Genomic DNA, 26,637 nt, shown 5'->3' with positions numbered 1-26,637 from the left:
TCTGTGTCGTTGGCTCTGTGCCGTTGGCTTGGTGGCTCGGCGGTCAGGCGGTCTCGCGGACCGCGCGGGCGAGGACGCTCATGCCCTCGTCCAGCTCCTCGGGGGTGATGGTCAGGGCGGGCAGCAGCTTGACGACCTCGCCCTGCGGGCCGGACGTCTCCACCAGCAGCCCGAGGTCGAAGGCGCGCCGCGCGATCCGCCCGGCCCGCTCCGGGTCGTGGAACTCCATGCCCCACACCAGGCCCCGGCCCCGGTACTCCCTGACGTCGGCGAGGTTCTCCTCGGTGATCGAGATCAGCCACTGTTCCAGCAGCTCACCGCGGGCGCGGGTCTGCTTCTCCATCGCCGAGCCGTCCGTCCAGTAGGCCTCCAGGGCGGCCGTGGCCGTGACGAACGCCGGGTTGTTGCCGCGGAAGGTGCCGTTGTGCTCGCCCGGCTCCCACACGTCGAGCTCCGGCCGGAACAGGCACAGCGACATCGGCAGGCCGTAGCCGCTGATGGACTTCGAGACGGTGACGATGTCGGGCACGATCCCGGCCTCCTCGAAGGAGAAGAAGGCCCCGGTGCGCCCGCACCCCATCTGGATGTCGTCGACGATCAGCAGCATGTCCTGCCGCTCGCACAGCGCCTTGAGCGCGCGCAGCCACTCGGGCCGGGCGACGTTGATGCCGCCCTCGCCCTGCACGGTCTCGACGATTACGGCGGCCGGCTTGTTCAGACCGGAGCCCTGGTCCTCCAGCAGCCGCTCGAACCACAGGAAGTCCGGGACCTTGCCGTCGAAGTAGTTGTCGAACGGCATGGGCGTGCCGTGCACGAGCGGGATGCCGGCGCCCGCCCGCTTGAAGGCGTTCCCGGTGACGGCCAGGGAGCCCAGCGACATGCCGTGGAAGGCGTTGGTGAACGACACGATCGCCTCGCGCCCCTTGACCTTGCGGGCCAGCTTCAACGCCGACTCCACGGCGTTGGTGCCGGTCGGGCCCGGGAACATCACCTTGTACGGCAGGTCGCGGGGGCGCAGGACCAGGTTCTGGAAGGTCTGGAGGAACGTGCGCTTGGCGGTGGTCGACATGTCGAGCCCGTGGGTGACCCCGTCGCGCTCCAGGTAGTCGATCAACGCCCGTTTCAGGACGGGGGTGTTGTGGCCGTAGTTGAGCGAGCCCGCGCCCGCGAAGAAGTCGAGGTACTCGTGGCCGTCCTCGTCGTACATGCGGCTGCCGCGCGCCTGGTCGAAGACGGTCGGCCAGCCGCGGCAGTAACTGCGCACCTCGGACTCCAGGGTCTCGAAGACGCTCAGGTCCGGCTGGGTGATGGTCACGACGAATCGCTCCTCGGTGGGGAGTGAGAGGGAGGCGGGGAAAGGGGCTGGAACCAGGGGCCACAAGGGCCGGGGGCCGCAGGGACCGGGGGCTGCGGGGCCATCAGGGGCCGCGGAGGGCGCGGTCGGCGCGCGCTCAGCGCGGTCAGAAGGAGAGCGGGCCGATCCGGTGGAGGATCTCCGGGTCGTGCGGTCCGTCCGGGAACTGCTCGGCCCCGAACAGGACCTCGCGCTCGACCGTGGCGCCGTGCCGGGCGGCGTAGGAGGCGAAGAGCCGCTCGGAGGCGGTGTTGCCCGGGGTGATCGTGGTCTCCATGGAGGTGAGCCCGCGCTCGGCGGCGACCCGGGCGGTGAGCGCGTCGAGCAGCCGGGCGGCGAGGCCCCGGCCGCGGTGGCCGGCGTCCACGGCCACCTGCCAGACGAGCAGCGTGTGCGGACGGTCGGGCCGCACGTATCCGGTGACGAAGCCGACCGGCTCGCCGTCGGCGCCGCGCGCCACCGCCGACGTGGCGGCGAAGTCGCGGCACCAGAGGAGATAGCTGTACGAGGAGTTCACATCCAGCGTCCCGGATTCCTTCGCGAGTCGCCAGAGTGCGGCGCCGTCGGCGAGGGAGGGGCGCTCGATGCGGGGCGCCTCCGGCAATTCTGTGCGGGGGGAATGCAGGTCTGCTTGGGCGGCAGTCATGTGGAATGAACTTACCGAGCAGAATTCAAAATTGCATCGCCCTGGAGCCTTACGTGAAGTGTTCGTATGTGTTATCGCGCGGGCGCGTGATCGCGCGAGAGGGTGGTGGTGTGGGCGGGTTTGTTCGTGAAATACCGCGCAAAAGGGGCGCGTTCGTGGACCGCATCACAGTCACGTAACGCTCCTGGAGGGTCTCCGAATTGCATCGCCGAGCGTTGGTGAAATCTCTGCGTTTAGGCCCGGAGGAACGGGGCAGAAGAATGTGGGTAGCCGCCTGGAATTTAATTACCGAATTATCTCGCCAGGAAACCCCGTCAACCGTGTCCATCAGATTCCGAAGAATGCGGGCCCATCGTTTGCGCCGGCGGTTGCGCCGGGCGCAGTCCTCAACGATGTCGATGATGTCGCCACCATGTCCACGAACACCCCGACATTCCGGCCGCCGGCCGGCCCGCCGCCGGCAATTCGGTCGGCGGCCGGCCCGCAGCCCGCCTGCCTACCGCTGCCAGGCCTCCGTGACCGCCTGCCGGGCGGCCGCGACGTCCACGGTCGCGCCGTGCACGGTCAGGGCGGCGCCCAGGGCCGTCAGGGCGGCCTCGACCACGTCCTGGGCGGCGTCCGCCCCGTAGTGGTTGACGCGGATCATCTCCTTGGCGAGCGGGCCGCCACCCGCCGCCAGCGGGAGTGCGGGGTCGCTCTCCAGGGCGCGGGCCACCAGGTCGGAGGCGTCGATGTCCGACGGGGCCCGCAGCGTGGTGGCGACCGGGGCCGCCTCCGAGGCCTTGTGCACGTACGGCTCCAGGCCCCCGCCGAGGGCCAGCGCACCGGCGCGGGTCGCCGCGGCGGCGCGACGGTGGCGGTCCATCACCGCGTCCGGGCCGACCGCCTCGATGCGCTCCAGGCAGGCCTCGAGCGCCAGCATCTCCAACTGCGCGGGCGCGTGCAGCAGCGCCTTGCGGCCGCCGTCGATCCAGCGCTCCTTCCAGTCCAGCAGGGACAGGTAGGAGCGGCGCGGCGCCTGCGGGTTCGCCGCCATCCGGGCCCAGGCGCGCTCGCTGACCGACACCGCCGACACCCCGGCCGGGCCGCCCATCGCCTTCTGCGCCCCGATCACGCACAGGTCCACACCCCACGCGTCCGGCAGCACCGGCTCCGCGCCGACGGACGCCACGGCGTCCAGGTAGAAGAGGGCACCCTGCTCCGACACCGCCTTGCCGATCTCCGCGACCGGATTGGTGTTGCCGGTCGCCGCCTCCGCGTGCACCAGCGACACGAAGTCGATCTCCGGGTGCTCGGCGAAAGCGTCCCTGACCTGGTCCGCCGTGACCGCCGTGTGGTACGGCACGGACAGGTCGTACACCGTCGCGCCGCAGTCCCGCAGCCAGTTGCCGAACGTCTGCCCGTACGGCCCCGTGACCACGTTCAGCGCGGTCGTGCCGGGACCGGCCGTCCCTCTGATCGCGCCCTCCAGCGGCAGCAGGGCCTCGCCCTGCGTGATCACGACGTCCTGCTCGGTGGCCAGCAGCCGCGCCACCCGTTCCTCGATCGAGGCGAAGCGGTCGGCGCTCAGCGGAGCGAGGTCCAGGAAGGGGTTCGTCACGGCGGTGCTCTCTTCGTACGGGCGAGGGTGAACGCGTCGAGCGTAGTCGGCGGTTCTGCCCCGCTTTCACCCGGCGACCTGGGGCCTTCCCCCGGCGACCCGGGGCCGGGGGTCCGCGGCGGGCACCGGCTCACTAAGGTGCGGTGCATGAGCGATGACGCGGTGCTGCACGTGAAAGGGCGGGTCCTCGTCGGGCCGGACGAGGACCAGGTCCGGGACGAGCTGTGGGTGGTCGGCGGCCGGATCTCCTACGACCGCCCCGCCGGCGCCACCGACGCGACGACCGTGCGGGGCTGGGTGCTGCCTGGATTGGTCGACGCGCACTGCCACGTCGGCTTGGACGAGCACGGCCCGGTCCCCGACGACGTCTCCGAGAAGCAGGCGCTCACCGACCGCGATGCGGGCACCCTCCTCCTCCGGGACGCGGGATCGCCCTCGGACACCCGCTGGGTCGACGACCGCGAGGACCTGCCGAAGATCATCCGTGCGGGCCGTCACATCGCCCGCACCCGCCGCTACATCCGCAACTACGCCTGGGAGATCGAACCGGAGGACCTGGTCGCCTACGTCGCCCAGGAGGCCCGGCGCGGCGACGGCTGGGTCAAGCTGGTCGGCGACTGGATCGACCGCGACCTCGGCGACCTGTCGGCCTGCTGGCCGCGCGAGGCGCTCGAGGCGGCGATGGCGGAGGCCCACCGCCTGGGCGCGCGCGTGACCGCCCACTGCTTCGCGGAGGACTCCCTGCGCGACCTGGTCGAGGCGGGCATCGACTGCATCGAGCACGCCACGGGCCTGACCGAGGACCTGATCCCGCTGTTCGCCGAACGCGGCGTCGCGATCGTCCCCACCCTCGTCAACATCGCCACCTTCCCCGGCCTCGCCGCCGGCGGCGAGACCAAGTACCCCCGCTGGTCGGCCCACATGCGCCGCCTGCACGAACGCCGCTACGACACCGTCCGCGCCGCCTACGACGCCGGCATCCCGATCTACGTCGGCACCGACGCCGGCGGCTCCCTGCCCCACGGCCTGGCGGCGGCCGAGGTCGCCGAACTGGTCAAGGCCGGCATCCCGCCCCTCGAAGCCCTCTCCGCGACCACCTGGGCCGCCCGCACCTGGCTGGGCCGCCCCGGCCTGAACGAGGGCGCCCCCGCCGACCTCGTGGTCTACGACGAGGACCCGAGGGCGGATGTACGGGTACTGGGGACACCGCGACGGGTGGTGCTGAACGGCAAGGTCGTCGGCTGAGGGCCGTGCGCTGAAGGCTGAGGGTCGTCGAGTAGGCCCGCATTCGCGGCGCGGGTCGCGAAGGCACGCCCGTGCTTGGCGTAGTCAACAACGACGGCTCCAACGCTACCGCCCCTCCCTGACCGACGAGATCGCCGATCCGGAGTCGAAAATCCTCGACGTCAGGAAGTTCCTCATCCTCGTGGTCGTGCCTTCCCATCGGGACTCCGGCCGCCGAACGGCGGCTCGGGCAGCTCGGGAGCCGGTCAGCCATGCAGCCAGATCCGCAAAGGGCCGACTGGCTCGAAGCCATGGCGCACGGCGGTCGCCAGGCCATCGCCGCGCTCATAGCCGACCACCGGCAGGGTGGGGAACATCCAGTGCACAGCATCCAGTACTACCGGCCAGGCCACGTCAGGGCCCCCATCCTTTGAGAAGATGTTGGAGATTCCGACCACCTGGTCGCTGAGGCTCGCCACCGCTCCGGCGGACACTCCGCCGTCGGGGGAGTGCCCGCAGAGCACGAACGTGGTCGGGTCATCGAGTAGTTCGGGCCGGAAGAGGTCCGCAATTCCGTCCCCGTCGTCCCAGGCCAGTGCCCAGGCGCACAGCATGTCGGGGTCACCCGCCACGTCCCAGGCGAGATCCGACGCGGTGGCGGACGCACCCGCCGGGCGGTGGATCCACTGCGCCTCGAACAACACCTGGAAGCCAGCCTTCGTGAGGTCCAGGTCGGCGAAGCTGTCTTTGATGGAGGCGCCAGGCGCGGTGGTGTCGATCCGGTCCACCAGCGCGGCCGGGCGCGCGCCTGACACCAGCGTCACCGCGTCGGGGTAGTACAGCGGCGTGCGGACCGGGGCGGTCCACGCCTCATCTCCGAACTCGCTCGCCAAGCCATGCGATCGGCTCATCACTGCGCACCACTCGGCGTTGTTTCGGGCGGCGGCCTGGGCCAGGAATTGCTTCGGCGTCGTCACGAGTGCGGATCATGACTTGTCGAGACCTGGCTGGTCGAACGCTTTTCCGCTGCCCGCAGGATGGACGTCTCGCTGGGGATGGGGCCGGTTTCCCGGAGAACAACGTGATTGCCCACAGGCTGCGGCCACTGAGGTTCCTGCCCGCAGGAGTGGGGACACCTTCACCACTCCTCTACCGTCCCGGCTTCTCGGCGTGCTTTGAACCGTGACTCCCTATCGGTGATGAAACTCGACGTGACCTCATCCTGAAACCGGAGGAGGCGTTTGTCCCGTTGTACGAGCCAGGAGCGGATCCGTACGGGGCTTGGTCCGTGACCGCGGTGGGGCGTGCCGCGTTCAACCGAGCCAGGAACCTCGGCACATGGGGGCGCGGACGCGTGAGTACGGACAACATGATCGGTACAGGTGGTCAAACGAGCTCTCGGCGCAGGCGGCGATCCGAAGGCGGGGAGAATCCGGCCATCTGGGTCGGGTACGGCAAGCTGGCGAAGCTCTTCCGCACCAGGAAGGGACTCACCCAGCAGGAACTGGCCGATGCCGTCGGGTACTCCTCTGAGCAGGTGGCCTCCATCGAGCAAGGACGTCGGCCGGCGAAGGCCGCCTTCACGGAGGCGGCTGAGCGCGTCCTCGGAGCGGGCGGGGTGCTCGCGGAGCTTCAGGAGGACGTGGACAGGGCCAAACTGCCGGAGTTCTTCCAGGACTTCGCGTCGATCGAGGTTGAGGCGGTGAGTCGGTTCGATTACGACCCGTTGCTGGTGCCCGGGCTGCTGCAGACCGAGGGATACGCGCGGTCGCTCTTCTCGTCCCACTGCCCTCCATTGGACGATGAAACCCTCGAACTGCACACCGAAGCGCGCCTCAACCGCCAGAGGCTGCTGACGAGGACGCCGAAAGTGCAGCTCTCCTTCGTCATCGGCGAGGCGGCGCTCACCAATCCCATCGGCGGTAGCGAGGTGAGGCGGGAGCAGCTCCAGCATCTGCTCCAAGTTGGCTCACTGCGCAACGTCGAGTTGCAGGTTGTCCCGTGCAGCATCGGGTATCACCCTGGTCTCAACGGCGCCTTCGTCCTTCTGGAGACCCTGGAGCACAGGCATTACGGCTACATCGAAACGCAGGAAGTCGGCGTTGTGATCAGTGACCCGGCAAAGATCAGCACCCTTGGCTTGCGGTATGGCAAGCTGCGGTCGCAGGCTTTGAATGTCGGGGAGTCCGCACGTCACATCGAGCGACTTGCAGGAGCGGCATGAACAACGGTCAGAGCGCGAGGCACTGCGACTGGTTGGTCTGGCGGAAGAGTAGCTACAGCGGCTCGGGCGGCGGCAACTGCGTCGAAGTCGCCGAGGTGGCGGGCGAGATCCTCGTGCGGGACTCGAAGAACACCGCAGGAGCCAGGGTGCATGTCAGCCGGGAGGTCTGGGCGGCCTTTCTAGCCTGCTCCTGAGGTTGCTCCGTCTGCTGACCGCGTCACGGGAGTGGCCGGAGGGAACACCCGTGCATGGGGAATCGAATGAATGCGCGGAAACGTCCCGAAAGAGTGAAGTCACGCTAGATCGCTGACCGTTCACCCTCAGTACGTAATTCTTACCGGGTCCCAAGCATTCCTTTCTGGGGGTCCCACACCTTGAACGGCAACAACTTCCGTATGTCCGCCCGCCGTTGCGCCACCGCAGCCGCGGCCACCGTCCTGGCCGCCGGGCCGGTGACGCTGGTCGGCGCGGGATCCGCGCACGCGACCGGTGGGCAGGAAGGGCACGCGAGCGCCTCCGTCCTGCGCACCGGGCTGGACGTGTCCCTGCTCAACAAGACGGTGAACATCCCGCTCGCCGTCTCCCTCAACGAGGTCGAGGCGCCGCGGAGCGCGCAGCAGACCGCGCTGACCGCCAAGCTCGACGGCGTCGACGGCGGGAAGCCCTTCAGCGTGCTCCGCGCGGACGTGGCGAAGACCGACGCCACCGTCTCCGCGGACAAGGCGGAGGGCCTGGTCCAGCTGGCCCACGCCCGCATCCACGTCCCTGGCCTGCCCCGGCTGTCCCTGATCGAGGTCGACCAGGTCACGTCCAAGGCGACCTGCGAGGCCGGCGAGTCCCCGGTCGCCAGCAGCAACGTCCTGGGCTCCGTGACGGTACTCGGCAAGAGGGTCACGCTCAGCGCCGGCGGCACGACCGACGTCCGTGTCCCCGGCGTCGGCGAGGTCCGCCTGGACCTGTCGAAGCGGGAGACGACCTCCCGCACCGCCGCGGCGACGGCCCTGGAACTCAAGGTCTCCGTCAACCCGCTCAATCTGAACGTGGCCGAGGTGGAGGGCACCGTCACCCTCGCCAAGGCGACGTGCGAGTCCCCGACGGCGCCGGAGAAGGAGGCGGCCCCGCCCGCCGACCAGGGCGGCGACGACAAGCCCCAGGGCACCGAGGACAAGTCCGGGACCGACGACGTGAAGCCCCAGGCCGCCGCGGATGTGAAGCCGCAGACCGTCTCCGAGAAGAAGAACGTCGACCTGGCGGAGACGGGCGGCAGCTCCGTCACGCCGTACCTGGCGGCGGGCTCCGCCGTCCTGCTGGCGGCGGGAGGAGGCGCGCTGGCGGTGGCACGGCGGCGCCGCGGCTGACGGCCGGGCAGCCGAGCAGCCGGGCCTCAGGGCCTGTCCGACCGTTCGCGTCGCGGGCCCGGCAGGCCCGGCGGGAACGGTCGGACGGGCCCGGCGGCTCAGCCGGGGAGTCCTGGCCCAGCGGGACTCCCCGGCTCGGTGAGCCAGGGGCCGGTGGGCGGTGTCAGCGTCGAGCCCAGGGCGCGGACGAAGCCGTCCACCGTCCCCCCGTCCCGTACCGCGAGCCGCAGCCAGTCCTCGCCCAGTCCGGGGAACGTGTCCCCGCGCCGCACCGCGTATCCCAGGGCGCGCAGCCGTCGCCGTACGTCCGCCGCCCCCGGCATGCGCACCAGCACGAAGGGGCCCTCGGCCGGTCGCACCACCCGCACCCCGTGCTCCGCGAAGGAGGCCAGGCCCGCCACCAGGTGGGCCCGGTCCGCGGCGATGCGGCGGGCCGCGTCCTCCGCCTCCGCCAGCGCCCGCGGCTCCACGCACGCGACGGCCGCCGCCAGCGCGGGTGTGGACACGGGCCACAGCGGCTGGGCCCGCTCCAACTCGGCGATCACCTCGGGTGACGACAGCACGTAGCCGATCCGCAGCCCCGCGAGACCCCACGTCTTGGTCAGGCTGCGCAGCACCACCAGGCCGGGCACGTCCGTCCGCCCCGCCAGTGCCTCCCGCTCGCCCGGCACCGCGTCCATGAAGGCCTCGTCGACCACCAGCACCCGCCCCGGGCGGGCCAGTTCGGTGAGCACAGAGGCCGGGTGCAGTACCGACGTCGGGTTGGTCGGGTTGCCGACCACCACCAGGTCCGCGTCCTCGGGGACGGCCGCCGGATCGAGCCGGAAGCCGTCCTCCGCCCGCAGCAGCACCCGGTCCACCGCGTGCCCCGCGTCCCGCAGCGCCGCCTCCGGCTCGGTGAACTGCGGGTGCACGACGACCGGCCGCCGCACCTTCAACGCCCGCGCCAGCAGCACGAACGCCTCCGCGGCCCCCGCCGTCAGCAGCACCCGCTCCACCGGCAGCCCGTGCCGCGCCGCCACCGCCGCCCGCGCGGCCCGCCCGTCCGGGTAGGCGGCGAGATTGGTCAGCGAGGCGGCGATCCGGTCGCGCAGCCACGCCGGCGGCGTGTCCGCCCGTACGTTCACGGCGAGGTCGATCAGGGCCGCCCCGTCGTCGCGCATCTCGGCGTCCCCGTGGTGCCGCAGATCGTGCCCGGCCGGCACCGCGTCCTCAGTGCGCATGGGAGTGCGCGTGTCCATGGCCGTGGTGGTGATGCCCGTCGTCGTCCGGGTGGAAGTGCGGCTGCTGCGGCAGCCCCACCTTGTCCTCGAAGCCCGGCAGCGCGATCCGGTACACGCACGAGTCGCAGTTCATCCGCAGATCGCCCTTCACCGCCTCCTCGTACCGTTCCATCACCAGGTCCAGCAGCTCCGGATCCGGCCCGATGACGTCCGCCGAGCGCACGTCGGCCTCCGGGCGCGCGGCGGCCCAGTCCGCCGTCTGCCGCCGTACCCGGTCCGGCAGGATGCCCGTGAACAGGAAGTAGGGGAGGACCACGATCCGCCGCGCCCCCAGCCGCACGCACCGGTCCAGCCCGCTCGGCACGTCCGGTGCCGCCAGCGACACGAAGGCCGTCTCCACGCCCACGTATCCGCGCCCCTCCCACAGCAGCCGCGCCGCCTTGTGCACCTCGGCGTTGGCGTCCGGGTCGGTCGAGCCGCGCCCCACCAGCAGCACCGTCACCTCGGAGCGGTCCCAGGAGGGATCGACCGCCTCGTCCAGGCGTCGCTCCAGCACGCTCAGCAGTGAGGGGTGCGGGCCCAGCGGCCGGCCGTAGGTGTACGAGATCCCCGGGTGCCGTTCCTTCTCGCGGGTCAGCGCCGCCGGGATGTCGCCCTTGGCGTGCCCGGCGGACACCAGCATCAGCGGTACGGCGGCGAACCGTCGCACGCCCCGCTCGACCAGCTCGGCGACGGCCTCGCCCAGCGGCGGCGGGGACAGCTCGATGAACCCGCCCGCGACGGGCAGTTCGGGGTGGCGGCGCCCCAACTCCCGTACGAAGGCGCGGAACGCCTCGGCTCCGGCGTCGTCCCGGGTGCCGTGACCGGCGACGAGCAGGGCAGGCGGCGGCGGGGTGGTCACAGGGTCTCCTCAAGCGAAGTGGGGTGGTACAGCAAGGCGTTGAGCGCGGCCGCGGCGACCGCCGAACCGCCCTTCTCGGACACGTTGCTCACGGCGGGCAGCCCGCTCTCGCGCAACGCGGCCTTGGACTCGGCCGCGCCGACGAAGCCGACGGGCAGGCCGATGACGAGCGCGGGGGAGGCGTCCAGCCTCAGCAGCTCCTCGAGGGCGGTCGGCGCGCAGCCGATCACCCAGAGCGCGCCGGGGCCGACGTCCTCGTAGGCCAGCCGGACGGCGTGCGCGGAACGGGTCATCCCGGGTCCCGACCTGGCGTCCTTGAGCCGGCAGACGGTCTCGCGCCGGGTGATCCCGGCGGCCACCATCTCCACGTCCACGACCACGGGCGCGCCCGCGTGCAGCGCCGCGTGGGCCGTCACCAGCTCGCTCTCGTCCATGACGAGGTCCGAGGCGTACTCCAGGTCGGCGGAGGAGTGGACGACCCGCTCCACCACCGCCCGGGTCAGCGGCGCGAAGTGCGAGGTGTCCAGGCGGGCGCGCAGCCGCCGGAAGGACTCCTGCTCGATCGGGTGGACCACGCGGTTCACCGGTTCTCCTCCTGTGAGTGGCCCTGCCAGCGGTAGCCGCGCGGCGTGACCATGCGCCCCGCGATCTCACGGGTCGCGGTGTTGCCCACGGTCACGACCGTCATCATGTCGACCGTCGCCGGGTCCAGAGCGGCCAGCGTGGTGACCCGGCTGGACTCGCCGGGCCGCGAGGCGTTGCGTACGACACCGACCGGCGTCGTCGGCTCCCGGTGCCCGGCGAGGATCGCCAGCGCCTTCGGCAGCTGCCAGTCCCGGCCCCGGGAGCGGGGGTTGTAGAACGTCACGACGAGATCCGCCTCGGCCGCCGCTCGCACCCGCCGCTCGATGACCTCCCACGGCGTGTGCAGGTCGGAGAGGCTGATCGACACGTGGTCGTGCCCGAGCGGCGCACCGAGGATCGCACCGGCCGCGAGCGCCGCCGTGACTCCCGGAACCCCGACCACGTCGATGTCGTCGGACGCCTCGGCGAGCGCGGGGGAGGCCATGGCGTACACCCCGGCGTCGCCGCTGCCGATCAGCGCGACGGCGTGCCCGCGCCGGGCCTCGGCGACCGCCGTGCGCGCCCGCTCCTCCTCCGCGCCCAGGCCCGACTGGAGGATCCGGGTGCCGGGCCGCAGCAGGTCGCGGATCTGGTCGACGTACTGGTCGAGCCCCACGAGGACGGAGGCGCGTCGCAACTCCGCCTGCGCGCGCGGCGTGAGCAGGTCCCGGGCGCCAGGCCCGAGCCCGACGACCGCGAGCCGCCCGCGCCCCGGCCGTCGTACGACCGCGCAGGTGGCCATCGCGGGTGCGCCGTCGGCGCGCTCCGACTTCCGCTTGGGCACGAGGAGTTCACCGCCGCGCACGAGCGCGGCGGCCTCCGCGACCGACGGGGTGCCGACGGCGGCGAGCGGTGCCCGTGACGGGTTGGGCACGTCGACGGCCGCCAACTCCTCGGCGGAGTGGGTCACCAGGGGCACCCTGAGCCGCCGGGCCGCCTCGACGAGTCCTGGCTCCTCGGCCTTGGCGTCGACCGTGGCCAGTTCGGCGAGCGACGCCGGGGACAGGCCGGCGTCCCGCAACGCGCCCTCGACGAGGCCCAGTACCTCCTCGACGGGTGCGCCCCGGGAGGCGCCGACGCCCACCACCAGGGTCGGCGGCCGCAGGACGACCTCCCGCTCGGCGGGGGCGGTGGCACGGTCGGTGACCCGGATCGTGGACGCGCCCTCGGCGGCGACCGGCAGCGGCGGCAGCGGCCAGCGCACCTGCGCGTCCAGCGCGACCGGCTCCCCGTCGAGCAACGCCCGCGAGACCCCGGCGACATCGCCCTCCACCGGAAGCCCGAGCGTGTCCAGGCCGGGCAGCCCCACGGCGTCCGTCGCGGTCGTCACGACCGGCTCGGCGTCCAGCACCGCGCCCACCGCGCGGGCCAGTTCGTTGGCCCCGCCGGCGTGCCCGCCCACCAGGGACACCGCGAACCGGCCGCCCTCGTCGACGCACACCACACCCGGGTCGGAGGCCTTCTCGGCCAGCAGCGGTGCGATCAGCCGTACGACCGCCCCCGTCGCCAGGAAGCACACCAGCTGCCCGCACTCGGCGAAGGCGGCCCGCACGGCGTCCCCGACGGGCCCTTCGTACACCCGGGTACGGTCCGGCCAGGCCGCGGCCAGCCGGTCCCGGGCGGTCGCACCCGCCGCCGTGGCGGAAATGAGGCCGATCACTCAGGGACTCCTTCACAAAGCGCCGGGGGCCGCGTGCCCCACAGCAGGAAGACAGGGTTGGTGGCCGCGAGCCGGGTCACGTCGCCCGGCAGCGGCGCGAGCCGCGAGGACTGGAGCAGCACGCCGTCGCAGGTGAGCCCGGCGGCGGCCAGCGCCTCGCGGACGGCAGGCACCCGGTCGAGCGCCGCCACGGCGACCACGACGGTCCGCCGGGCCCGCCGCGCGCACGCGGTCACCACGGTGGGCAGCGCGCGCCCGCCGCCGCCGACGAACACCGCGTCGGGGTCGGCGAGCCCGTCCAGCGCCTGTGGCGCGGTCCCGTGCACCACCGACACGTCCACGGCGTGCGCCGCCGCGTTGGCGCGGATCCGCTCCACACCGTCGGCCGTCCGCTCGACGGCGGTGACGGCGGCGCCGAGCCGGGCGCACTCCACGGCGACCGACCCTGAGCCCGCGCCCACGTCCCAGACCAGGTCGCCGAGGCGCGGCCCGAGCCGGGCCAGCGCCAGGGCGCGCACCTCGAACTTGGTGATCATCGAGTCGCGGTGGGCGAACTCGCTCTCCTCCAGGGCCCATCGGGACGGGCCGGCCGGTGGCCCCGCGACCGTGCGCAACGGCCAGGGCGCCCGCGCCCCGGCCAGGCACAGCACCACGTTCACCGCCGTGCCCCAGTCGCGGGCCGCGGCCTCGGCGGGGGTGAGCCGTTCCACGCGCTCGCCCGCCGGATCGCCCAGCGCGGTGGCGACGACCAGGACCCGCTCGTCGCCGCGGGTGCCGGCCAGCGCGGCCCCCAGCTCGGCGGGCCCGGCCCCCGGCCCGGTCAGCACGGCGACCTTCCCACGCGCGCGGCACACGTTCACCGCCGTCCGCAGATCCCGCCCGTGCGCGCTGACCACCACCGCGTCGTCCCAGGGCAGCCCGATCCGCGCGAAGGCGGCGGCGACGGAGGAGACACCGGGACGGACGTCGAGCAGCCCGGGCCCGAACCGCTCGGCGAGCGCCCGTACGATCCCGAAGAAGCCGGGGTCCCCGGAGGCCAGCACGAGCACGGGCCGCTCCTCCGCGACGTACTCCCCGATGGTGTCGAGCGCGGGCGCCAGCGGACCGAGAACGACCTGTTCGGCGTCCGCCGGCAGGCGTACGGCGTCCAGGTGCCGCCGCGCGCCCACGACGAGCCCGGTGCCGTCCGGCACCCGGGTGCCGGACGCCGCCCCGGTGCCCGTGCCGACGACCGTGATCACGTGCGCGCACCCCGCGCGCGCAGGGCCTTGCGGGCCTCGGGGTCGGCCTTGCGGTGGCCGTGGAAGTGACCGGGGTGGTACAGGTGCGAGCGGGTGCCGCGGGCGTCGAGGGCCGGGCCGACCAGGAACAGCGTGTGCTTCCACAGCTTGTGCTCCTTGACGGTCTCCTCCAGCGTGCCGATCGTGCAGGTGACGATCAGCTCCTCCGGCCAGGTCGCCTGGTACGCGACCACGACCGGCGTGGACGTCGGGTAGCCGCCCTCCAGCAGCTCCCGCACCAGCTGGCCGCTGCGCGCCGCCGACAGGAACACCGCCATGGTGGTGCCGTGCCGGGCGAACTCGCGCACCTCCTCACCGGGCGGCATCGGCGTCTTCCCGCCACCGAGCCGGGTCAGCACGACCGACTGCGCCACCTCCGGGATCGTCAGCTCCCGGCGGGCCAGCGCGGCGACGGCCGAGAAGGACGAGACGCCGGGCACGACCTCCGTCGCGATGCCGATGTCCGCGCACCGGTCGAGCTGCTCCTGCGTGCCGCCCCACAGCGCCGGGTCGCCGGAGTGGACACGGGCCACTCTCAGCCCCTGGGCGTGCGCCCGCTCGTACACGGCGACGACGTCCTCAAGGGACAGGGCCGCCGAGTCCAGGATCTCCGCGTCCTCGCGCGCGTGCTGGAGCACCTCGGCCTGCACCAGGCTGGCCGCCCAGATCACCACGTCGGCCTCGGCGATCGCGCGGGCGGCACGGAACGTCAGCAGGTCGGCGGCGCCGGGGCCGGCACCGACGAAGGTCACCTTGCCGGTCGGGGCATCGGCCATGGGATCGGGTCCTCTCATGCGAAATGTCCTGGTATGCAGTGATGTGGTAGTGGCCGGATGTGCGCGATCGGGGCCCGATCGGATAGCAAGGGCACATGGCGGTCTTCGTCGCGCTCGGCGCGTTCCTGATGACGCTGGCCGGCGGCTGGACGGCACAGCGGGTGACCGACCGTCGCCACCTGGTCCTGGGACTGGCGGGCGGCCTGATGCTGGGCGTGGTCGGCCTGGACCTGCTGCCCGAGGCGCTGCGCGCGGCCGACCGGGAGGTGTTCGGCGTACCGGCGGCCCTGCTGCTGTTCGTGGCCGGGTTCCTGCTGGCCCACCTGGTGGAGCGTCTGCTGGCCGCGCGGCAGGCCGCGCACGGCGGCGACGAGCGGCACAACCACCGCGCCCCCGAGGTGGGCCTGACGGCGGCGGCCGCCATGGTCGGTCACAGCGCCATGGACGGCGTCGCCATAGGGGCCGCCTTCCAGGTGAACAACGGCATGGGCACCGCGGTCGCGCTCGCCGTCATCGCCCACGACTTCGCCGACGGCTTCAACACGTTCACCCTCACCAGCCTGTACGGCAACGCGCGCCGCAAGGCCGTCGCCATGCTCGTCGCGGACGCCGTGGCCCCCATGGTGGGCGCCGCCGCGACCACGCTCGTCAGCATCCCGGAGTGGTTCCTCGGCGGCTATCTCGGCCTCTTCGGCGGGGCGCTGCTCTACCTCGCCGCGGCCGAGATCCTTCCCGAGGCCCACCACGAGCACCCCGCCCGCTCGACCCTGCTGTGCACGGTCGCGGGCGTGGCCTTCATCTGGGTGGTGGTCGGCCTGGCGGCCTGACCGGTGCCGGCGCGCGCGGGTACGGCTCACAGCTTGCCGCCCCGCCCGCCCTCGCGCCGCGCGGGCGCGATGAGCGTCGACAGGTACGGCAGTGGCCCCCCGTCGAGCTCCGACGCCGGCCGGATCGACTCCTCCGGCAGCCCCAGCGCCGACCCCCACACCGCGTCGTCGAGCCGCCCGCTGTCCCGCAGCGCCTCGGCCACCTCCCGCGCCTGCCGCCCGAACTTGTACGCCACGACGGTCCCTGGCCCGCTCAGCGCCTCCTTGAGCACGGCGGCCCCCGCGGTGACCGGCACCAGGGTCAGCGGCTCGGTGCCCTCGGTCAGCACGGCCCCCGAACGCGCCGCCAGATCCTGCATCGCGGTGATCCCGGGCACCGTCTCCACCACGGTCCCCGGCACCAGGGCGGCGACGGTCTGCGCGAGATAGGTGAAGGTCGAGTAGACGTTGGGATCGCCGATGGTGGCGAAGGCGACCGTGCCGCGGTCCTCGAGCAGCCCGGCGACCCGCTGCCCGGCCGCGTCCCAGGCGGCCTCCCGCCGCGCCCGGTCCGACCGCTCGTTCAGCGCGAACACCACCCGGACGACCTTCTCCGAGGGCACGTAGTGCAGCACGGTCGCCTCGGCACGCCCGGGCTCCCCGCCGTCCGTTCCGTCGGACGCGCCCATGACGGGCACCACGACGACGTCCGCGGCACGCAGGGCGTTGACGCCCTTGACGGTCACCAGCTCCGGATCGCCGGGACCCACCCCGACTCCGATCAACCTGCTGCTCATGACGTCCGGCACCTCTCGACGAACCGACGGGCGACACCGGGCGCGGCGGCCCAGTGCGTGTGCAGATAACTCGCGTGCACGTTCCGCTGTACGAAGCCTTCGACCCGCCGCTCGGGGACGCGCACACCCCAGGCGGGGGCCGCCGCTCCCGTCCCCGAGCCGGGCTCGACGGCGGTCCGGTGGAACTCGTGCCCCCGCATCCGCTCCCCGGCCCCGGCCAGCACGCTGTCGCTCACGGCCACGGCGTCCCGGTAGCCGAGCGTGAGCCGCCCGGTCATCCGCGCCGAGGCGTCCAGCACCCCGCACATCGGCTGCCCGTCCAGCTCCCGGCACAGATACAGCAGCCCGGCACACTCGGCGGCGACGGGAGCACCACCGAGCGCGAGCCCGGCGACGGCCCCGCGCAACGGCTCGTTGGCGGACAGCTCCGCCGCGTACACCTCGGGAAACCCGCCCCCGACGACCAGCCCGCGGGTCCCCTCGGGCAGCCGCTCGTCCCGCAGCGGGTCGAAGGGCACCACCTCGGCCCCGGCGGCGCCGAGCAACTCGGCGTGCTCGGCGTAGGAGAAGGTGAAGGCGGACCCGCCGGCGACGGCGACCCTCGGCCTCTCCCGGGGCTCCTCACCACCCGGGGAGGGCAGCGCCCCGGCCGCGTCCCAGGCCGCGCACGACAACGTCCCCGCGCCGCGCGCCAGCGCGACCAGCGCCTCCAGATCGCACCCGCCGGCGACCTGCGCCGCCATCGCCGCCACCGCGTCCACGGCCGCCGCCCGCCGCTCGGCGACCGGCACCAGACCGAGATGACGGGACGGCGTGTCCACCTGCTCGACCCGGCGCAGAACCCCCAGCACGGGCACCCCGACCGAGTCCAGCGCCTCGCGCAGCAGCGCCTCGTGCCGGTCGGAGGCCACCTTGTTGAGGATCACGCCCCCGACCCGTACCTCGGGGTCCCAGGTCACGAACCCGTGGACCAGCGCCGCCACCGACCGGGACTGCGCCGACGCGTCGACGACCAGCACCACCGGCGCCCGCAGCAGCTTCGCCACCTGCGCGGTGGACGCCAGCTCACCCTCCCCGGCGGCCCCGTCGTACAGCCCCATCACGCCCTCGACGACGGCGATGTCGCACCCGCGCGCACCGTGCAGGAACAGCGGCCCGATCAGCTCGGGCCCGCACAGGTACGCGTCCAGGTTGCGCCCCACCCGCCCGGTGGCGAGCGCGTGATACCCGGGGTCGATGTAGTCCGGGCCGACCTTGTGCGGGGACACGGCAAGCCCCCGCCCGGCGAGCGCGGCCATCAGCCCCGTGGCGACGGTGGTCTTGCCGCTGCCGGAGGCCGGCGCGGCGATGACCAAGCGGGGAACAGACGAGGACATCACCACTCGATGCCCCTCTGCCCCTTCTGCCCGACGTCCATCGGATGCTTGACCTTGGACATGTCGGTGACGAGGTCGGCGAGGTCGACCAGTTCCTGCGGCGCGTTCCGCCCGGTGATCACGACATGCTGGGTACCCGGCCGGTTCCGCAGCACGTCCACGACCTCGGCGGTGTCCACCCAGCCCCAGTGCATCGGGTACGCGAACTCGTCGAGCACGTACAGCCGGTACGTCTCGGCGGCCAGGTCCCGCTTGACCTGCTCCCAGCCCTCGCGCGCCTTCTGCTCGTTGTCCATCTGCGCGTCGCGCTGCACCCAGGACCAGCCCTCGCCCATCTTGTGCCAGTCGACGGACCCGCCCTCGCCGGAGTCGCCGAGCACCCGCAGCGCGCGCTCCTCGCCGACCCGCCACTTCGCCGACTTGACGAACTGGAACACCCCGATCGGCCAGCCCTGGTTCCAGGCGCGCAGCGCCAGACCGAAGGCGGCGGTGGACTTGCCCTTGCCGACGCCGGTGTGCACGACGACCAGCGGCCGGTTGCGCCGCTGACGCGTCGTCAGCCCGTCGTCGGGTACGGCACTCGGCTGTCCCTGCGGCATTAGGCGGCCCTCCTTGACGTTCCTTGGACGTCCCTGACGAGACCGGCGATGCTGTCCGCGCGCAGCTCGTCCAACGTCACGGCCGTGCCGTCCAGTTCACCCGCGAGCTGTCCGGCGAGCCCCAGCCGTACCGGCCCCGACTCGCAGTCCACGACCACGGACGCGGTCCCCTCGGCCGCCAGCAGCCGCGCCGCACGCCCGGCGAGGGCGACCGGCTCGGGACCGCCGGTGGCCCGTCCGTCGGTCACCACCACGACCAGGGCCCGCCGCGCGGGGTCCCGCAGCCGCTCGATCCGCAGCACCTCGTGCGCCTTGAGCAGCCCGGCCGCCAGCGGAGTGCGCCCGCCCGTGGGCAGCGACTCCAGGCGGGCCGCGGCGGCGTCGACGGACGAGGTCGGCGGCAGCGCGACCTGTGCGTCCTTGCCGCGGAAGGTCACCAGGCCCACCTTGTCGCGCCGCTGGTAGGCGTCGAGGAGCAGGGACAGCACGGCACCCTTCACGGCGCTCATGCGCTGCCGGGCGGCCATGGACCCGGAGGCGTCGACCACGAACAGGACGAGGTTCCCCTCGCGCCCCTCGCGGGTCGCCTGCCGCAGATCGTCCCGGCGGACTACCAGCCCCGGCCCGGACCGCCCACGCGCCACCTGGTGCGGGGCGGCGGCCTGCACGGTGGCCGCCAAGTGCAGCTTGGTCAGGGCGCCTTGGGGCCGTCGGGCCCCGATCGTGCGCCCGTGCTCGGTCCGCGCCCGCGAACGCCGCCCGGCGGCACCCTCGCCGAGGCCGGGCACGCTCAGCACCTTGGTACGGAACGGCTCGGAGGCGCGTACGGGGGACTGCTCACCGGCGCCGGCCCCGGAGGGCTGCGGCTCGCCGCCGCCGTCGCCGGCCTCGGGCTGTGCGGCGGTGTCACCGTCCTGCGGGCCGCCGTCGTCATCGGGGGCGGGCTGCCCGCCGCCACCGCCGGGTCCGTCGGGATCGGGGTCGGGATCGTCGTCCTCCGAGCCCCCGAACTCCTGGAGGGTCTCGTCGAGCTTGTCCTCGTCCAGGCCCGGCGCGTCGAAGGGGTTGCGGCGCCTGCGGTGCGGGAGGGCCAGCAGCGCGGCCTGCCGGACGTCCTCGGCGAGCACGTCGGTCCGCCCGGCCCAGGCGGCCAGCGCGGTGGCGGTACGCGCCATCACGATGTCGGCGCGCATCCCGTCCACCTCGAAGGCAGCACAGGTCGCGGCGATCTGCCGCAGCGCGCCATCGCCCAGCCGGACCTGCGACAGCAGCTCCCGCGCGGCCACGATCCGCTGCCGTACGGCGGCCTCCTCGTCGGCCCAGCGCGCGGCGAAGGCGGCGGGATCGTCGTCGTAGGCGAGTCGCCTGCGTACGACCTCCACCCGCTGGTCGGGCTCGCGCGAGGCCGCGACCTCGACGGTGAGCCCGAACCGGTCGAGCAGCTGTGGCCGCAGCTCGCCCTCCTCCGGGTTCATGGTCCCGACGAGCAGGAACCGGGCGGCGTGCCGTACGGAGACGCCCTCACGCTCGACGTACGAGGCACCCATGGCGGCGGCGTCCAGCAGCAGGTCCACGAGGTGGTCGTGCAGCAGGTTGACCTCGTCCACGTACAGGATTCCCCGGTGCGCGTCGGCGAGCAGGCCCGGCTCGAAGGCCTTCACGCCCTCGGCGAGCGCCCGCTCGATGTCGAGCGCGCCCACGAGCCGGTCCTCCGAGGCGCCGACGGGAAGTTCGACCATCCGCGCCGGCCGCGTCGTACCGGCCCCCGGCTCGTGCGGCCCGTCCGGGCAGGCGGGGTCGGGCGATCCGGGGTCACAGGAGAAACGGCACCCGGGGACGACGTCCACCTGGGGCAGCAGCGCCGACAGCGCGCGCACCGCCGTGGACTTGGCGGTGCCCTTCTCGCCTCGCACCAGTACTCCGCCGACCGCCGGGGAGACGGCGTTCAGCAGCAGTGCGAGCCGCAGGTCGTCCTGTCCGACGACAGCCGTGAACGGAAACGGGGTGGTCACTTGTCCTCGCCCTCCAAGTCGCCCTCCAGCTCCAGGTAGGTGGCCCGAAGCCGCTCCAGCGTGTCCGCGTCCGGCTCCGCCCACAGCCCGCGGTCGGCCGCTTCCAGCAGTCGCTCGGTGATGCCGCGCAGCGCCCACGGGTTGGACTTCGTCATGAAGTCCCGGTTCTCGGCGTCGAAGACGTACTCGGCCGACAACTTCTCGTACATCCAGTCGTCGACCACGCCCGCCGTGGCGTCGTAGCCGAAGAGGTAGTCCACGGTCGCCGCCATCTCGAAGGCGCCCTTGTAGCCGTGCCGGCGCATGGCCGCCATCCAGCGGGGGTTGACCACCCGGGCACGGAAGACGCGGTGCGTCTCCTCGCCCAGCGTCCGCGTCTTCACCTGGTCCGGTACGGCGGAGTCCCCGACGTACGCCTCCGGGCTCGCCCCCGTCAGGTGCCGCACCATGGCCACCATGCCGCCGTGGTACTGGAAGTAATCATCCGCGTCCGCGATGTCATGTTCACGGGTGTCGACGTTCTTCGCCGCCACCGCGATCCGCCGGAACGCCGTCTCCATGTCCCCGCGCGCCGCCCGCCCGTCGAGCCCGCGGCCGTAGGCGTAGCCGCCCCAGACCGCGTACACCTCGGCGAGGTCGGCGTCACTGCGCCAGTTGCGCGCGTCGATCAGTGGGAGCAGACCCGCGCCGTACGCGCCCGGCTTGGAGCCGAAGATGCGGGCCGTGGCGCGGCGCCGGTCGCCGTGTTCGGCGGTGTCCTCGTCGGCGTGGGCCTTGACGAAGTTCCGGTCGGCGGGCTCGTCCAGCTCGGCCACCGCCCGTACCGCGTCGTCGATCAGGCCGACCACGTGCGGGAACGCGTCCCGGAAGAAGCCCGAGATGCGGACCGTCACGTCGACGCGCGGCCGGCCCAGCTCCTCCAGGGAGACCACCTCGAAGCCGGTCACCCGGCGCGAGGCGTCGTCCCACACCGGGCGGCAGCCCAGCAGTGCCAGGATCTCGGCGATGTCGTCGCCCTGCGTGCGCATCGCGGACGTACCCCAGACCGTCAGGCCGACCGACTTCGGGTACGCGCCGGTGTCCTGGAGATAGCGGGCCACCAGCGAGTCCGCGAGCGACTGGCCGACCTCCCAACTCAGCCGGGACGGGATCGCCTTGGGGTCGACCGAGTAGAAGTTGCGCCCGGTCGGCAGCACGTTGACCAGGCCCCGGGTCGGCGAGCCGGACGGGCCGGCGGGGACGTAACCGCCGTCCAGTGCCCGCAGGATGTGCCCGATCTCGTCCGTCGTACGGGCCAGTCGCGGTACGACCTCGGTGCAGGCGAACTCCAGCACGGCCGTGGCGTCCGGGAGTTCGGTGCCCAGCACGTCCCGTACGAGCGCGGGACCCGCGTCGGCCGCCCAGCCGCGCTCCTCCATGCCCTCGGCGATCCGCCGGCACAGCTGCTCCAGCAGGTCGATGGCGTCCGCCGCCGTGCGCGAGGGGCCCTCCACCAGGTCCGTCAGCTCCACCGGCACCTTCACCGCGGCGCCCGGCTCGGCCAGCAACTCCTTCTCCACCAGGCCGAAGTGCTCCGCGAGACAGGCCCGCAGCCCCGGCAGCGCGTTCGCCTGCCCGCCCCACACCTGGGAGGCGCGCAGCACGGCCAGCACCAGGTTCACGCGCGGCTCGCCGACCGGTCCGCCGCCCAGGATGTGCAGACCGTCCCTGATCTGCACGTCCTTGATCTCGCAGAGATAGCCGTCGATATGCATCACGAACTCGTCGAAGTCGCCGTCGTCCGGCTGCTCGTCCACATGCAGGTCGTGGTGGAGCTCGGCTGCCTTGACCAGGGTCCAGATCTGCGCCCGTACGGCCGGTGCCTTGACCGGGTCCAGATCGGAGACCAGCGCGTACTCGTCGAGGAGCTGCTCCAGCTTGGCCAGGTCGCCGTAGGTGTCCGCGCGCGCCATCGGCGGGACGAGGTGGTCGACGACCGTGGCGTGCCCGCGCCGCTTGGCCTGGGTTCCCTCTCCGGGGTCGTTGACGATGAAGGGGTAGATCAGCGGCAGGTCGCCGAGGACCGCGTCCGGGGCGCACCCGCCGCTCAGCCCCAGGCCCTTGCCCGGCAGCCACTCCATCGTGCCGTGCTTGCCCATGTGGACGACGGCGTCGGCGCCGAAAGAGTTCTCCAGCCAGCGGTAGGCCGCCATGTAGTGGTGCGACGGCGGCATGTCGGGGTCGTGGTAGATCGCGATCGGGTTCTCGCCGAAGCCGCGCGGCGGCTGGATCATCACCACGACGTTCCCGAACTGGAGGGAGGCGAGGACGATGTCGTCGCCGTCGACGTACAGGCTGCCCGGCGGTTCGCCCCAGGTCTCCAGCATGGCGTTTCGCAGTTCGGGGTCCAGGGTGTCGAACCACGCCCGGTAGTCCGCGAGCGGCACCCGTGCGGGCGCGGCGGCCAGCTGGTCCTCGGTCAGCCACTCGACGTCGTGGCCGCCGGCCTCGATGAGCCGGTGGATCAACTCGTCGCCGTTGTCCGGGTATTCCGTGAGGGAGTATCCGGCGTCCCGGAGCGCGTCGAGCACCCGCACCGCCGAGGCGGGGGTGTCGAGGCCGACGGCGTTGCCGACCCGGGAGTGCTTGGTCGGATAGGCGGTGAAGACCAGCCCGAGCTTCTTCTCGGCGTTCGGCTTGTGTCCGAGCCGCGCGTGCCGTACGGCGATCCCGGCGACCCGGGCGGCCCGCTCGGGGTCGGCCGCGTACACCGGCACGTCGTCCGGGCCCTGCTCCTTGAAGGAGAACGGGACGGTGATCAGCCGCCCGTCGAACTCCGGGATGGCGACCTGCATGGCCGCGTCCATGGGGGACAGCGCGGCGTCGGACTCGTCCCACGCGGCGCGCGAGGAGGTCAGGCAGAGCCCTTGCAACACCGGGATGTTCAGGTCCGCGAGCGCCCCGATGTCCCAGGCCTCCTCGTCTCCGCCCGCCGACGCCTGCGAGGCGTGGGTGCCCCCGGCCGCGAGGACGGTGGCGACCAGGGCGTCGGCGCGTCCGAGGATCTCGTACAGTCCGGCGTCCGCGCCGCGCAGCGAACCGCAGTAGACGGGAAGGGCGTTGGCGCCGTGCGCCTCGATCGCGTCGCACAGGGTGTCCACGAACGCGGTGTTGCCGCTGAGTTCGTGGGCGCGGTAGAAGAGCACGCCGACGGTCGGGCGGCCTTCCACGAAGGCGCGTTCGCCGTGGACGCCGTACTCCGGCATCCGCTGCGGCTCCTCGAAGCCCTCACCGGTCAGCAGCACCGTGTCGGACAGGAACCGGGCGAGTTCCGCGAGGTTCTCCGGGCCGCCCTCGACGAGGTACTTCAGCGCCTCCGCCACGACTCCGGCCGGCACCGACGACTCGGCCATCAGCTCGGCGTCCGGTACGGCCTCTCCGCCCAGCAGCACCGTCGGGACGCCGGAGGCCCTCAGCGCGGCGAGCCCGTCCTCCCAGGCGCGCTTGCCGCCGAGCAGCCGTACGACGGCGATGTCCGCGCCGTCGAGCAGCGCCGGAAGCTCCTCGCCGACGTCCACGCGGGTCGGGTTGCCGATCCGGTAGGAGGCCGCCGAGGCTCGGGCGGCGAGCAGATCGGTGTCGGCGGTCGACAACAACAACACTGTGCTCATGCGGGCGCTCCCGGTGGAATGAAAGGCAGTCCTTGCGGCGCGCCGGACTCGATGAGCCGCCACAGCGCGTCCGTGTCCGCGTGCTGTTCGATCAGGTCGCCGAGCCGGTCGAGCTGCTCCTCGCGCAGTGCGGCGAACGAGGTGTCGGGCGCCGGCACGAAACGCCGGCCGGCGGCGGCCGCCACCTCGCGCAGGAAGGCCCGGCGGAAGCCGTCCGACTCCAGGGAGCCGTGCCAGTGGGTGCCCCAGACGGCACCGACCCGGCACCCGTCCAAGAAGGGACTTCCGCCGGTGACTTCGGCGACCCCGTGGTGGATCTCGTACCCCTCGACCCGTTCGCCGAGGGCTTCGCCCTGCGGCCGGGTGAGGGTCTTCTCGCGGGCGAACCGGACGCGTACGGGCAGCAGTCCGAGGCCGTCCACGTGTCCGGCCCGCGACTCGACGTCGTCCTCGACGTGCTCGCCGAGGAGCTGGAAGCCGCCGCAGATGCCGAGTACGGGCCGCCCGTCCGCCGCCCTTCTCGCGAGGGCGCGCGCGAGCCCGCGCTCCCGCAGCCACTCCAGCGCCCTGACCGTGCCCCGCGTGCCGGGTACGACGACGAGGTCGGCGTCGGTCAGTTCCTCGGGTCGGTCCACGAACCGCACGACGACGCCCGGTTCGGCGGCGAGCGCGTCGACGTCGGTGAAGTTGGACATCAGCGGCACGGCGCAGACGGCGACCCGCAGCACGTCCTCGCCGACCGGCGGCGCCACGGTGGACTCCCGCACGGCGCCCCGCAGGGAGACCCTCAGCCCGTCTTCCTCGTCGATGCCGAGCCCGTGCCGGAACGGCAGCACGCCGTACGTACGCCGTCCGGTGAGCCCGTGCAGCATGTCGAGGCCGGGTTCGAGCAGGGAGACGTCGCCGCGGAACTTGTTGACGAGGAACCCGGCGACGAACTCCTGGTCCTCGGGCGACAGCAGGGCGAGCGTGCCGAAGAAGGAGGCGAACACCCCGCCGCGGTCGATGTCGCCGACGACGAGCACGGGCAGCCGCGCGCCGCGCGCGATCCCCATGTTGACGATGTCGGTGCGGCGCAGGTTGATCTCCGCCGGGCTGCCCGCCCCCTCGCAGATCACCGCGTCGTACGTGCTCCGCAGCTCGGCGAGGCAGTCGAGGACGGTGCCGAGAAGCTTCTGCTGCCGCCCGCCGTGGTAGCCGCGGGCACTCATCTCTCCCACCGGCTTCCCCAGCAGCACCACCTGGCTGCTCTGCTCGCCGCCCGGCTTGAGCAGCACCGGGTTCATCAGCGCGGTCGGCTCGACGCGGCACGCCTGGGCCTGCATGGCCTGCGCCCGCCCGATCTCGGCGCCCTCGCGGGTGACGAAGGAGTTGAGGGACATGTTCTGCGCCTTGAACGGGGCGACCTTCACGCCCTGGCGCACCAGCCACCGGCAGATGCCGGCCGTGACGACGCTCTTCCCGGCGTCGGAGGTGGTGCCGGCGACGAGCAGACCGCCGCTCATGACGTCCGTCCTCTCTTCAGCAGCCGTACGCCCGCGCACACGCCGAGCGCGAGCCAGCCCACACGGCGGGAGAGCCGTACCGCGCGCTCGATGTCACCCGGCCGGACGGCGCGTCCGGCGCCGTTGAGCACGGGGCGGTGCTCCACGCGCCCGGCGTACGAGAGCGTGCCGCCAAGGCGCACCCCGAGCGCCCCCGCGAACGAGGCTTCCACCGGACCGGCGTTGGGGCTCGGGTGCTGGCCGGCGTCGGCGCGCCAGGCGCGTACGGCACCGCGCGCGTCGTCTCCCGCGACGGCCGCCAGGGCGGCGGTGAGCCGCGCCCCCGGCCAACCGGCGAGGTCGTCGAGCCGGGCCGAGGCCCAGCCGTAGCGGCGGTAGCGGGGGGACTTGTGCCCGACCATGGCGTCCAGGGTGTTGACCGCGCGGAAGCCGAGGAGCCCCGGCACACCGGCGGCGGCGCCCCACACCAGCGCGCCCACCACCGCGTCGGAGGTGTTCTCGGCGACGGACTCGACCACGGCGCGGGCGATCCCGTCGGCGTCCAGCGCCTGCGGGTCGCGCCCGCACAGATGCGGCAGCCGCGCCCGGGCGCCGTCGATGTCCCCGGCCTCCAGCGCGCGCCCGATCACCCGCGCCTCCCGGGCGAGGGAGGTCCCGCCGACGACGGCCCAGGTGGCGGCGGCGGTCAGCGCGACGGACGCGGTACGGGAAGGACGCAGGGCGGACGCGGCCAGCGCGGCCGACGACACGACGCCCCCCACGCACACGGCGGTGTGCAGGGCGCCCCAGCCGCGGTGGTCCCGCCACAGCGCGCGTTCCACGGCACCCGCGGCCCGTCCGAACACGGCGACGGGGTGCCCGCGGCGCGGATCGCCGAGGAGCAGGTCACCGAGGAGGCCGGCGGCGGCGCCGTACGCGAAGTCGCGATCGGCACCCATCGGGTCAGCCGGTCGTGCGGTCGGTCAGTGAGTTACTGGTGAACCTCGGTCGGCAGCCGCGCATGGCGATACATGTCCTCACTC

Annotated in this window: 22 protein-coding genes; 5 read left to right on the top strand and 17 right to left on the bottom strand. The window is 73.1% G+C overall.

Going from position 1 to position 26,637, the window contains the following annotated elements:
* Positions 1 to 43: 43 nt before the first annotated feature.
* The 3 genes from ectB to ACTYVM_RS00380 form a co-directional block, all read right to left on the bottom strand.
* Entirely contained in the window at positions 44 to 1,315 is a 1,272-nt protein-coding gene (gene ectB / locus ACTYVM_RS00390; protein WP_445523948.1) for a diaminobutyrate--2-oxoglutarate transaminase, read from the bottom strand.
* 145 nt (positions 1,316 to 1,460) lie between these two features.
* Positions 1,461 to 2,000 carry a diaminobutyrate acetyltransferase gene (gene ectA, locus ACTYVM_RS00385; protein ID WP_445523947.1) on the bottom strand — a complete coding sequence of 180 codons (540 nt, stop codon included), beginning with the start codon at positions 1,998 to 2,000 and terminating at the stop codon, positions 1,461 to 1,463.
* 496 nt (positions 2,001 to 2,496) lie between these two features.
* A complete protein-coding gene (locus ACTYVM_RS00380; protein ID WP_445523946.1) occupies positions 2,497 to 3,600 on the bottom strand; it encodes a pyridoxal-phosphate-dependent aminotransferase family protein in 1,104 nt (367 codons plus the stop codon).
* Between the two features lie 147 nt (positions 3,601 to 3,747).
* Here ACTYVM_RS00380 and ACTYVM_RS00375 point away from each other — a divergent pair, with 147 nt between their 5' ends.
* Complete coding sequence (locus ACTYVM_RS00375) at positions 3,748 to 4,845, top strand: amidohydrolase family protein (RefSeq protein ID WP_445523945.1); 1,098 nt, start codon at positions 3,748 to 3,750, stop codon at positions 4,843 to 4,845.
* 245 nt (positions 4,846 to 5,090) lie between these two features.
* Here the strand turns inward: ACTYVM_RS00375 and ACTYVM_RS00370 are convergent, their stop codons facing one another.
* Entirely contained in the window at positions 5,091 to 5,801 is a 711-nt protein-coding gene (locus tag ACTYVM_RS00370; RefSeq protein WP_445523944.1) for a hypothetical protein, read from the bottom strand.
* A gap of 392 nt (positions 5,802 to 6,193) precedes the next feature.
* On the opposite strand from ACTYVM_RS00370, the gene ACTYVM_RS00365 reads away from it, so the two are divergent.
* From ACTYVM_RS00365 to ACTYVM_RS00355, 3 genes are all read left to right on the top strand, one after another.
* Positions 6,194 to 7,048, top strand: a complete 855-nt coding sequence (locus ACTYVM_RS00365) for a helix-turn-helix domain-containing protein (protein WP_445523983.1) — start codon at positions 6,194 to 6,196, stop codon at positions 7,046 to 7,048.
* On the top strand, positions 7,045 to 7,242 hold the full coding sequence (locus tag ACTYVM_RS00360) for a DUF397 domain-containing protein (protein WP_445523943.1): 198 nt from the start codon (positions 7,045 to 7,047) through the stop codon (positions 7,240 to 7,242). Before ACTYVM_RS00365 ends, ACTYVM_RS00360 begins: the two co-directional genes overlap by 4 nt.
* 180 nt (positions 7,243 to 7,422) lie before the next feature.
* Entirely contained in the window at positions 7,423 to 8,406 is a 984-nt protein-coding gene (locus ACTYVM_RS00355) for an SCO1860 family LAETG-anchored protein (protein WP_445523942.1), read from the top strand.
* Between the two features lie 98 nt (positions 8,407 to 8,504).
* Here the strand turns inward: ACTYVM_RS00355 and cobC are convergent, their stop codons facing one another.
* Genes cobC through cobM form a run of 6 tightly spaced genes read right to left on the bottom strand, consistent with a single transcriptional unit; the run spans position 8,505 to position 14,870 of the window.
* Positions 8,505 to 9,629 carry an Rv2231c family histidinol phosphate aminotransferase CobC gene (gene cobC / locus ACTYVM_RS00350; protein WP_445523941.1) on the bottom strand — a complete coding sequence of 375 codons (1,125 nt, stop codon included), beginning with the start codon at positions 9,627 to 9,629 and terminating at the stop codon, positions 8,505 to 8,507.
* Positions 9,619 to 10,530: a sirohydrochlorin chelatase gene (locus ACTYVM_RS00345; RefSeq protein ID WP_445523940.1), complete on the bottom strand. Its 912-nt coding sequence runs from the start codon at positions 10,528 to 10,530 to the stop codon at positions 9,619 to 9,621. The genes cobC and ACTYVM_RS00345 overlap by 11 nt, the downstream gene beginning before the upstream one ends.
* Complete coding sequence (locus ACTYVM_RS00340) at positions 10,527 to 11,114, bottom strand: precorrin-8X methylmutase (RefSeq protein WP_445523939.1); 588 nt, start codon at positions 11,112 to 11,114, stop codon at positions 10,527 to 10,529. Before ACTYVM_RS00340 ends, ACTYVM_RS00345 begins: the two co-directional genes overlap by 4 nt.
* Positions 11,111 to 12,814, bottom strand: a complete 1,704-nt coding sequence (gene cobJ, locus ACTYVM_RS00335; RefSeq protein ID WP_445523938.1) for a precorrin-3B C(17)-methyltransferase — start codon at positions 12,812 to 12,814, stop codon at positions 11,111 to 11,113. Before cobJ ends, ACTYVM_RS00340 begins: the two co-directional genes overlap by 4 nt.
* Positions 12,811 to 14,055: a precorrin-6y C5,15-methyltransferase (decarboxylating) subunit CbiE gene (gene cbiE, locus ACTYVM_RS00330; RefSeq protein ID WP_445523937.1), complete on the bottom strand. Its 1,245-nt coding sequence runs from the start codon at positions 14,053 to 14,055 to the stop codon at positions 12,811 to 12,813. The genes cobJ and cbiE overlap by 4 nt, the downstream gene beginning before the upstream one ends.
* Positions 14,052 to 14,870, bottom strand: a complete 819-nt coding sequence (cobM, locus tag ACTYVM_RS00325) for a precorrin-4 C(11)-methyltransferase (RefSeq protein WP_445523936.1) — start codon at positions 14,868 to 14,870, stop codon at positions 14,052 to 14,054. Before cobM ends, cbiE begins: the two co-directional genes overlap by 4 nt.
* A 95-nt stretch (positions 14,871 to 14,965) precedes the next feature.
* Between cobM and ACTYVM_RS00320 the strand changes: the two genes are divergently transcribed.
* Positions 14,966 to 15,697: a ZIP family metal transporter gene (locus tag ACTYVM_RS00320; protein ID WP_445523935.1), complete on the top strand. Its 732-nt coding sequence runs from the start codon at positions 14,966 to 14,968 to the stop codon at positions 15,695 to 15,697.
* 26 nt (positions 15,698 to 15,723) lie between these two features.
* Here ACTYVM_RS00320 and cobI read toward each other — a convergent pair whose 3' ends face one another.
* The 7 genes from cobI to ACTYVM_RS00285 are packed head-to-tail and all read right to left on the bottom strand — an operon-like array spanning position 15,724 to position 26,553.
* Entirely contained in the window at positions 15,724 to 16,473 is a 750-nt protein-coding gene (gene cobI / locus ACTYVM_RS00315; RefSeq protein ID WP_445523934.1) for a precorrin-2 C(20)-methyltransferase, read from the bottom strand.
* A complete protein-coding gene (locus ACTYVM_RS00310) occupies positions 16,470 to 17,849 on the bottom strand; it encodes a cobyrinic acid a,c-diamide synthase CobB (RefSeq protein WP_445523933.1) in 1,380 nt (459 codons plus the stop codon). The genes cobI and ACTYVM_RS00310 overlap by 4 nt, the downstream gene beginning before the upstream one ends.
* Positions 17,849 to 18,448, bottom strand: a complete 600-nt coding sequence (gene cobO, locus ACTYVM_RS00305; protein ID WP_400026443.1) for a cob(I)yrinic acid a,c-diamide adenosyltransferase — start codon at positions 18,446 to 18,448, stop codon at positions 17,849 to 17,851. Before cobO ends, ACTYVM_RS00310 begins: the two co-directional genes overlap by 1 nt.
* Positions 18,448 to 20,460, bottom strand: coding sequence for a putative cobaltochelatase (locus ACTYVM_RS00300; protein WP_445523932.1), 2,013 nt, complete (start codon positions 20,458 to 20,460; stop codon positions 18,448 to 18,450). The genes cobO and ACTYVM_RS00300 overlap by 1 nt, the downstream gene beginning before the upstream one ends.
* Positions 20,457 to 24,110 carry a cobaltochelatase subunit CobN gene (cobN, locus tag ACTYVM_RS00295; RefSeq protein WP_445523931.1) on the bottom strand — a complete coding sequence of 1,218 codons (3,654 nt, stop codon included), beginning with the start codon at positions 24,108 to 24,110 and terminating at the stop codon, positions 20,457 to 20,459. Before cobN ends, ACTYVM_RS00300 begins: the two co-directional genes overlap by 4 nt.
* Complete coding sequence (locus tag ACTYVM_RS00290) at positions 24,107 to 25,615, bottom strand: cobyric acid synthase (RefSeq protein WP_445523930.1); 1,509 nt, start codon at positions 25,613 to 25,615, stop codon at positions 24,107 to 24,109. The genes cobN and ACTYVM_RS00290 overlap by 4 nt, the downstream gene beginning before the upstream one ends.
* On the bottom strand, positions 25,612 to 26,553 hold the full coding sequence (locus ACTYVM_RS00285; protein ID WP_445523929.1) for a cobalamin biosynthesis protein: 942 nt from the start codon (positions 26,551 to 26,553) through the stop codon (positions 25,612 to 25,614). Before ACTYVM_RS00285 ends, ACTYVM_RS00290 begins: the two co-directional genes overlap by 4 nt.
* Between the last annotated feature and the right edge of the window lie 84 nt (positions 26,554 to 26,637).

This window comes from Streptomyces cyslabdanicus (genome assembly GCF_052663305.1).
This window is presented reverse-complemented; position numbering and strand designations above follow the sequence as displayed.